Genomic DNA, 9,109 nt, shown 5'->3' with positions numbered 1-9,109 from the left:
GCTGGCCGCCGGAGAGCTGGTGCGGATATTTGGCCGCGGTCGCCTTGGCGGGGGTCAGGCCGACCTTCTCCAGCAGGGCGTAGACCATGTCGGGCAGCTCTTTTTTGTCGATCACCTTGCTGTGCAGCAGCAGGGGGCGGGCGATGTGGTGGTAGATGGTGTGGGTCGGGTTGAGCGAACCGAACGGATCTTGCCACACCATCTGCACGCTCTGGCGATAGTCCAGCAGGGCGGTGCCCTTGTTGAAGGCTTCTAAATCTTTGCCGCGATAGAGAATCCGTCCACTGGAGAGCTTGTACATCTTGGCGAGGATCTTGGCGATAGTGCTCTTGCCGGAGCCAGACTCCCCGACCACCGCCAGGGCGCGGCCCCGGTGCAGGTTGAAGGTGATGTCGGAGAGTGCCCGCATCTTGCCACTCTTGATGGCATTGGAGTTGATGGGGAAGTCCTTATAGAGGTGCTGGACTTCGATGATGGGTGCATCGGTTTTGGCGATTTGCATGACAGACATCCTTAACAGCCAGCGGCCTTGTCCAGATAGATCACGGAATCTTGTTGCAGTCCCTGCTCCTCATAGAGGTGGCAGGCGGTCTGTTGCCCGGGGCGGATCTCGGTGAGGAAGGTGTACTCCTGACGGCAGCGATCGTGCACCTTGCCGCAGCGGGCCTGAAAGCGGCAGCCGACCGGCACCTCCAGCAGGTTGAGCGGGGTGCCCGGGATCCCTTCCAGCACGGTTTTCGGGCCGTGCAGGGGCGGGAAGGAGTTGCCAAGCCCTTTGGTATAGGGGTGCAGCGGCGCGGTCAGGATCGCCTTGGCGGGGGCAACCTCAATCAGTTCACCCGCATACATGATGCCGATGCGATCGCAGAACTCCACCATCAGGGAAAGGTCGTGGGTGATGAACAGAATAGAGAAGTTGAACTTCTCTTTCAGGGCATAGACCTTCTGCAGGATCTCCCGCTGTACCACCACATCCAGCGCCGTGGTCGGCTCATCCATGATCAAGAGCTCTGGGTTGAGCGCCATGGCGATGGCGATCACCAGCCGCTGGCGCATGCCGCCGGAAAACTGGTGCGGGTAATCCTTGAGCCGGCTTGGGTGGATGTCGACGATGGTGAGCAGCTCCTGGGCGCGCTTGATCGCCTCGTAACGGGTCATGCCGGGGTTGTGGGCCAGCAGCACGTCACAGAACTGCTCCTCCATCCGCAACACCGGGTTCAAGGCGTTCATGGCGGACTGGAACACCACCGACACTTGTTGCCAGCGATAGGTCCGTAGCCGCTCCTCGTTGTAGTGGAGGATGTTCTCCCCCTTGAACAGGATCTCGCCACCACTGATGTAAGCGGGCGGCTTGTGCAGCCGAGCCACCGAGAAGGCGACGGTGGACTTACCACAGCCCGACTCACCGGCGAGCCCGAAGATCTCGCCTTGTCTGATATCAAAACTGACTGAATTGACGGCGCGCACGTCGCCATTTTCGGTGATGTAGTCGACGCACAGATTGCGAACCGACAGCAGGGGGTGCTTATTCATGCGGTCTTCTCCTGTGCGGCAGAGAGCGGTGTGGCGACCGGTGTGGCAAGTTTCTTCCAGCGGCTCAGTCCTTTGTGGGAGCGCAGCTGCGGGTTGGCAATCTCGTCGATGGCGAAGTTGAGCAGGGCCAGACCGGCACCCAGGGTGGCGATGGCAACGCAGGGGGCCAGGATCTCCCACCAGGCGCCGACCAAAATGGCGCTGGAGGTCTGGGCGTTGTAGAGCATGATGCCCCAGCTCACTACGGTCGGGTCGCCGAGGCCTAGGAACTCTAAGGTCGCTTCGGTGACGATGGCGTAGATGATGGAACCGATAAAGCTCACCCCGATGATGGAGATGAGGTTGGGCAGGATCTCCACCAAGATGATGCGCCAGGCCGGCTCGCCCAGCACTTCGGCGGCGATGACGAACTCTTTTTCGCGCAGGGCCAGAGTTTGGGCACGGATGACCCGCGCGCCATAGGCCCACGAGGTCAACCCTATTATCACCGCAATCACCGTCGGTGACGCCTCCCCGATAAAGCTCGCCAGCACCAGTAGTAAGGGGAGGTTAGGGATCACCAGTACCACGTTCATCAGAAAGGTCAGGCACTCATCCACCAAGCCGCCAAAGTAACCAGCGGTAATACCGATGGCGACCGCCAGCGAGCAGACCAGCAGGCCCGCGCTAAAGCCCACCAGCAGTGAGATGCGGGCACCGTTGGTAAATTGGGCCCAGATGTCGTGGCCCATGCGGGTTGATCCCATCACGAACTCGGCACTGGGCGGCTGGTGCGGGCGAGCCACCCGTTTGGTCGGCTCGTTGCTGGCTAGAATGGGGGCAAAGATGGCCATCAGTACGAAGGCAACCACGATGGCGAGGCCGCAGGCCGCCTTCTTGTTGCCCAATAAGATTTTAAGGATGGTTGGCATACGCATCTTATTTACCTCCGGTGCGCAGGCGGGGATCGAGAAAGACGTAAAGCACGTCGGCCAAGAAGTTAAAGCTGAGCATAGTGATGGTCATGATCAGCAGTTGGCCCTGAATGAGCGGGTAGTCGCGGGCCAGAATGCCCTGATAGAGGGTCAGACCCAGTCCCGGGTAGTTGAAGATCACCTCGGTGATCAGAGAGCCTCCGATGACGAAGCCGAGCGCCATGGAAAGGGCAGTGACGCTGGGCAGAATGGCGTTGCGGGCACCGTAGTTGAAGATCACTCGGTTGCTGGAGAGCCCCTTGGCCTTGGCCATGGTGATGTAATCCTCACCGAGCAGGTTGATCATGTTGTTGCGCATGGTGATGAGAAAGCCCCCCACCTGGACAATGGACAGAGTCAGTACCGGCATGATGGCGTGGGTCAGGATGCTCTTGATGTGCTCCCAGCCCCAATCCGCTTTGATTTCAGGGCTGTAGGCGTAGCCGATGGGCAGCCATTCAAGGCTAACCCCGAACAGGAATAGGGCGAGCAGGGAGACCACCACCGGCGGAATGGCCTGCATCACTAAGGTGAGCGGGGAGAGAATGCTGTCCATCCGGCCGCCGCGATACCAGGCGGCGAAGATGCCGACGATGGAACCGATGGAGAAGCTCAGGATGGTGGAGGTGCCGACTAGAAACAGGGTCCAGCCGATGGCGCGACCCAGCACGTCAGAGACCTGCTGTGGGTAGAAGCGCACCGAGGTGCCGAGATCCCAAGTAAAGACACTTTGCACATAGGTGAGAAATTGGGTACCGATGGGACCATCGACAAAACCGAAGGTGGCTTTGAGGGCTTCCAGCGCAGCGGGTTCCATCATGGCACCCGCGCGGGCAAACATCACCGAGACCGGGTCCCCCGGCATGGCTCTGGGGAGCAGGAAGTTAATGGTGGCGGCGACCAGAAAGGCCACCAAATAGAACGAAAATCGTCTCAGTATGAAACCCATGATAATACCTTTTACTGCAAACTTACCCCGCGTTGGGTGTAGCAACCCCAACCCCGATAGTGCCGGGTAAGAAGGGGATTAACGGGGAAGATGGCCCCCCGCAGGGGGCCGGGATTGTTTAGCTATTTGGCTTGAGGGACAACACGTGCAGTAGACGCTCTGGGGTGTCTGGGTGCACCTGTGGCTTGGCAACCGGGTTGTCGGCGCTGAACCAACCGTTGAAGCGTTTGGTGCTGTACTCATACCAAGTCGGGTTGTTGAAGACAGGAATGATGGTCTGGTTGGCTCCAACACGGTCTTGGATAGCGAACATTAACTCCTTCTGTTTGGCCGCATCGGCGGTCTGGGTGAAGTCGTCGATCAGCTTGTCGAGCGCAGGATCCTTGTAACGAGGCGCGGCGAAGCGGTTGCCACGGTCAGCCATGTTACGGGAGTGGAACGCGGTCTCAAAGTACTTGTGCGGGTTGGCGCCGGCAAAGTAACCCTGCAGGGCGACATCAAAATCACCGGTGATCAGGTTCTCGGTCCAGACGGTCGCTTCTGGGGTGGCGGTCTTGGCGTTCAGCCCGAGCGCCTGCAAGCCTTCGACCCCGATCTGGACGGTGTTGACCCAGTCAGTCCAGCCGTTTGGCACCAGTACCTTGAACTCGATCTTTTTGCAGCTCGGGGTGTCGAGGAATTTATCGCCATCGCAATCCTTATAGCCAGCCTCTTTTAGCATGGCTTTGGCCCCTTCCAGATCGAACTTGCTGTACTTGCCGTACTTCTTGTCCACTTCCGGGTTGTTCCAGGAGTCGAAGGCTTTGCCCAGACCTGACGGATACTCGTTGACGGTCGGGTAGCCGTAGCCCGCGATATCTACCATCGACTGGCGGTCCATCGCCATGGAGAAGGCGCGGCGGAAGCTGATGTCGTTAAAGGCTTCGTTATTGCCCGGATGCTTGGTCTGGAAGTTGACGTTAAACGCCACCGTGCCGGAGGCCGGGAACCAATATTTATTGTTCTTCGGATCGTTACCGACGTAGAGACGTTCAATATCGGGGACGAAAGAGCCGAACCAATCCACATCCCCTTTCATGACCGCTGCCAGCACTTGGTCGTTGGTGGCCATTTGCGGCATCCGCAAGCAGTCGATAGAGAGGCTGGCGTTATCCCAATAGTGCGGGTTGCGGCATTGGGTGTAGAGCTGGGCGGAGAAGTTATCTACTTCAGTGAAGGGGCCGGTGCCAACTGGCTTGTCGTTGGTGAAGGCGACGGGGTCTTTCACCGACTTCCACTGATGCTCCGGCACGATGGGCACCAGTACCAGATCGTTCACCACGTTCGTGTTGACGTCGGTTAGCTCGAACTTGACCTTATTGGCAGCCAGTTTTTCAACGCTTTTGATCTGGGTCCAGATTGAGCGCTCATCCAGCGCCTTATTCGCTTTGACCAGATTGAAGGAGAAGAGGATGTCGTCAGCGGTAAAGGCTTCACCATCAGACCACTTCACGCCGTCACGCAGATCGAAGGTGACCGATTTCAGGTCATCACTGAACGCATACTGGGTAGCCAGACGATAGACCGGTTTGCCCCCTTGCATCTCGTTGAAGATCACCAGCGGCTCATAGATAAAGTGGCGGGTGGTGTGCAGTAAGCCTGCTTGCAGGAAGGGGTTGAAATTCTTTACCCACGCGGTCTCTTGTTGGGCGACCAGCGTCAGAACGGTTTTGTTGTCGGCAGCCATGGCATTGCTGGCGACGCCAGCCATCATCAAGGTGCCGAGCATAACGGCGGTAGAGAGATTGGATACTTTGGCAAGCATATGATTTCCTTTTCTTATTTTGTCAGCATTCCTGTCAGGATTTGCTTCGTATGTGTTGAGCACTGTCTTCGCATGCAGGGAAGTGCAGTCCTCTTTGTTGGTCAGAGTTCGTCAGGTTTTTGCCTGTTGTTGTTTTGCTTTCCAACGCTGCTAGCAAAGCAGAATTAACAGGAACATAACAACTGTTGATTTCGTTGTTTTCGTAAAAATCAAAAACCTTACGTCATTTTCGTCAAAATAATTTTTTTATAGTTTATTTTCATATGGTTATGTTTATTACTAGTGCGTATTAAGACCCGTAAATGATCCGCTTAATGACAGAAATGTGAATCAGATCGACCCTGATATTGGCCTCACTATCGGGACTTTATTTGCACTAAAAACGCGGAAGGGGACGGCGAGCTAATGTCATCCTTTGCGATGAGCAAGCTGACGCAAGGTGTGAGCGCTGTGTTGGAGCTGCTGGCGCTGGTCAGGAGATAATTCGCAGTGTGTGAGAACGAACTCGGTGGTGGCGACGACCGTTTTCCAACGTGGTGCTTTGGGCAGGGTATCGAGATTGAGGTATTTATCGAGGGTACGGGTTTGTGGGCTAGACCTGTCCATATAGACGCGCCATAGCCGACTCTTCTCTGCTAGCACGATCTTGCCTTTGCCCGTGCTTTGTTGCCAAGCCTCTAAGGTGAGTTTCATGGTGTCGACTAACGCTCGACGCAGCGGTTCATCATCTTGTTGGCGAATAAGGTCATCGGCCAGTGACCGAAATTCTCCCCCTAAGCGGCTCAGCTCACCGAGTAGGCGTTCATCGTCGATGATGGTTTGGCGGGAGAGATTTTTCAGGGCATTTTCCAGTGCGATCACACGGTGTTTATCCTCTCGCCGGGCGGAATTTAAGGTAAGAGCATAGCCGGACAGCCCAGCCAAGCTGATGGGTAAGGCGTGGGCATTGAGTGCTTCTGGTTGCCCCGCGACGAGAAAATTCAGGGGGTGTTGCGGTGGACTATCCAGATCTGGCCACTGTTGTAGTAGGGGAAGGGTTAGCCATTCATCCAGCGATTGGCCTGCCATCTGTTCTGGTTCTTCGCCCAGAAGTGTGGCGAACACTCGGGAGGCCTGCTGCACCGTCCCTTGCTCATCGATAAAGACGAGGGCATCCGTTCCTTCACTGAGCAGGGCTAATAAACGTTGTTGATCTTGGTGGAGCCGCTCTTGCAGAGTCAGGCGGTGCGTAATCTCTTGTTTGAGTAAGTGATTTTCCACTAACGACGCTCGCCCTGCCTTGGCTTCGAGCAAGGCATTCACCCGCGCAAACAGCTCTTCTTTGCAGAAAGGTTTGACCAGATAGTCATTGGCACCGGCACGGAAGCCCTCTGCGATGTCGTTAGGTTGGTTGAGGGCGGTCAGCAGCAGTACTGGCAGCAGGTCTTTAGGATATTGCTCGCGCAGGCGACGGCAGACATCGAAGCCAGAGAGGGTTGGCATCATCACATCAAGCAAGATGAGGTCGACTGGCTCGGCGGCTATCTTCGCGAGGGCATCGTGGCCATCGCGACTCGGCAGAATGTGATAGCCACAAGGTTGCAGGAGATGGCGCAAGATATGGAGGTTGATGGGTTCGTCATCGACGATCAGGAGGCGCGGTGCCCCTTCGGGAGGAGCTGGCAGGTCACTGCTCTCCCAATCGGGCAGAATGAGTGGTTGTTGGCGCAGCAGCGGATGCTCGAGCTGCCGCGAGCCGAGTGAGGGGGAGGTGGGGGTCCCCGTAGCCAGTGGCAAGGTGAAGGCAAAGGTTGACCCCACACTCGGCTCACTCTCGACCCATAATTCTCCTCCCATCAAGTTCACCAACTGGCGGGTTATCGAGAGTCCTAATCCTGCCCCTTGTTTACCCAGATCTGGCTGCAGCTGAATAAGGGGCTCGAAAATATGATCAAGCTGCTCGGCTGCAATGCCAATTCCCGTATCGGTCACCTTGATCCGTAAAACATGTTCGTCAACGTTAGCGCTTAGCACCACCTTGCCCTGTGGGGTGTATTTGATGGCGTTTCCTACCAAGTTATAAAGCACCTGTTCGAGCCGTTGTTCATCGGCCAACACGGGAGGAAGCTCAGCAGGAGTAACATCAACCAGGGTGAGGGGCTTGGCTTGTACCAAGTGTTGGCAGAGATCGAGCACGAGTCTGATCACACCTTTCGACGAGACGGGCTGAAGGTGGATTTCCAGCTGACCGTAACGCATCTGGTGGTAGTCGAGCAGATCATCCACCAGTCTTGCCAAGCTATCAGCACTCTTAATGATAAGGCCGAGCTGTTTTTGTTGCCCCTCGCTCAACGCTTGTTGGCTGGCGAGCATAGATTCTGCCATGCCCTTGATGCCATGGATTGGGGTGCGCAACTCGTGAGAGGTGTTGGCCAGCAGCTCATCCTTGAGCTTATCGGCCCGCTGTAAACTGAGGTTTTGTTTGTGGGTCAGTTTCACCTGTTGTTGTAGCTCTTGGGTCTGTTGCTCGATCAGTTCGATCTTCTCTTTGACCGAGCGCTGCATATGACGGAACGCCTCGGCCAGTCGATCGATATCATCACCGGTGCGGCCGATGGTAATCGGGTGATCCAATGCCCCATCGGCTACCTGCTCGGCGGCAGCGGTCAACGAGTGCAAGGGGGCGGTAATCGTGTGCGAGAGCCAACGGGAAAACAGGATCAGTAACAGGACCGAGCCTGCGCCCAGTACGATCACGACGGTTTCCAGTTGGCGAATGGGGGCGTAGGCTTCACGCGTTGCAATCTCGGCGATAAAAGCCCATTCGGTATCGAATACCTTGACTTGGGTGTATGCGGCTAACACCTCATCATCTTGGTAGGAGCGAAACAGTCCCACCCCCTGCTGACCGGAGAGACTCTTGTTGATCAGCGGGCTTTGCAGTGGCCGAAAATCAGCGCTAAAGCTGTTCTCAACACTGAATTTGGGGGCGAGCCAAGCATCGGCGCGCATCCGTTTGTCTGGGCCCACCAAGATGGTTTCCCCGGTTTCCCCTAACCCTTCTCGCTCGGCCATGATGTGGTTGAGCTTATCTGGTAAAAGTTCGAAGATCACCACGCCTCGGACATCGTCATACTGCATCACTGGCGTAGCCAAATAGGCGACGACCTTGCCAGTCAATTCATTTCGGTCAAAGTCAGTAAATTCAAATAATTGCTGTGGTTTTTCACCCCGGTCGAGGCGCTGCTTCATTTTATTAAAGGTGTGGCCAAGGCCGCTTGTTTGGTAAGGGCCAGCCAGCAGGTTAGTGGCAAAGTTGGCGCGTTTGGTGACCGAATAGACCACGTCGCCATTGAGATCCACCAGAAAAATGTCACTGAAGTTGGACTTGCGCACCATATCGGCATAGCCACGATGAAAGCGCTGATGCACGCGGTCATACATCTCATCAGCCAAGATCTGGGCGCTGATCGCCGGCTCAATATTCACTTTCTCGGCTGGTTTTTGCAGCTGATCCCAAGAGCCAGTCAGGTAGCGTGCTTGGGCCCGTGCTCTGGCCGTTTCTGGTGTGGTGCCCAGTTTTTCAAAGGCCCCGGTAAATCCATAGAAACGGCCAATGCTGTTGCTGGCAAAATCTTGCTGGGAGAAATTGATGATTTGCTCTTTGAGGTTACTAAAGTAATCCTCGAGCTGACTTTTCTTAATGTTACGGACGGAGACGAGGTGATTAGAGGTTTGGCTGGTGAGATCTTTGCCGTGGCTGTACAGGAAGAAGAGGGTGATCACCAAAAAGGGCACCATGCCCAACATAAAAAAAGCCAGCATTAGTTGTGGTCTGAGCCCACGAAGCGTGAAGATCCATTTCATCAGGCGACTTTCAATTGAGAATCC

The 9,109-nt window shown here is 55.9% G+C and carries 6 protein-coding genes; all 6 read right to left on the bottom strand.

What is annotated here, in order from left to right:
* Positions 1-502: ATP-binding cassette domain-containing protein (locus CUC53_RS05760; RefSeq protein WP_157798204.1), on the bottom strand; the 502-nt coding region annotated here is incomplete at its 3' end.
* Between the two features lie 11 nt (positions 503-513).
* Entirely contained in the window at positions 514-1,533 is a 1,020-nt protein-coding gene (locus CUC53_RS05755) for an ABC transporter ATP-binding protein (protein WP_100293264.1), read from the bottom strand.
* Positions 1,530-2,450 (bottom strand): ABC transporter permease, encoded by a 921-nt coding sequence (locus CUC53_RS05750; protein WP_100293263.1) that lies wholly within the window; start codon positions 2,448-2,450, stop codon positions 1,530-1,532. The genes CUC53_RS05755 and CUC53_RS05750 overlap by 4 nt, the downstream gene beginning before the upstream one ends.
* 1 nt (position 2,451) lies before the next feature.
* A complete protein-coding gene (locus CUC53_RS05745; RefSeq protein WP_100293262.1) occupies positions 2,452-3,435 on the bottom strand; it encodes an ABC transporter permease in 984 nt (327 codons plus the stop codon).
* 118 nt (positions 3,436-3,553) lie between these two features.
* The gene (locus CUC53_RS05740) at positions 3,554-5,239 is read right to left on the bottom strand and encodes an ABC transporter substrate-binding protein (protein WP_100293261.1); all 1,686 of its coding nucleotides are present in this window, start codon (positions 5,237-5,239) and stop codon (positions 3,554-3,556) included.
* Positions 5,240-5,647: 408 nt separating this feature from the next.
* Positions 5,648-9,085, bottom strand: coding sequence for a hybrid sensor histidine kinase/response regulator (locus CUC53_RS05735; RefSeq protein WP_167386692.1), 3,438 nt, complete (start codon positions 9,083-9,085; stop codon positions 5,648-5,650).
* Positions 9,086-9,109: the final 24 nt, after the last annotated feature.

It is taken from the genome of Aeromonas cavernicola, from assembly GCF_002795305.1.
In the GTDB taxonomy this organism is placed as follows: Bacteria; Pseudomonadota; Gammaproteobacteria; order Enterobacterales; family Aeromonadaceae; genus Aeromonas; species Aeromonas cavernicola.
This window is presented reverse-complemented; position numbering and strand designations above follow the sequence as displayed.

Coding starts and splice junctions, on each gene's coding strand:
- CUC53_RS05735 (WP_167386692.1), bottom strand. CDS start 9,085: ATGAAATGGATCTTCACGCTTCGTGGGCTCAGACCACAACTAATGCTG.
- CUC53_RS05755 (WP_100293264.1), bottom strand. CDS start 1,533: ATGAATAAGCACCCCCTGCTGTCGGTTCGCAATCTGTGCGTCGACTAC.
- CUC53_RS05740 (WP_100293261.1), bottom strand. CDS start 5,239: ATGCTTGCCAAAGTATCCAATCTCTCTACCGCCGTTATGCTCGGCACC.
- CUC53_RS05750 (WP_100293263.1), bottom strand. CDS start 2,450: ATGCGTATGCCAACCATCCTTAAAATCTTATTGGGCAACAAGAAGGCG.
- CUC53_RS05745 (WP_100293262.1), bottom strand. CDS start 3,435: ATGGGTTTCATACTGAGACGATTTTCGTTCTATTTGGTGGCCTTTCTG.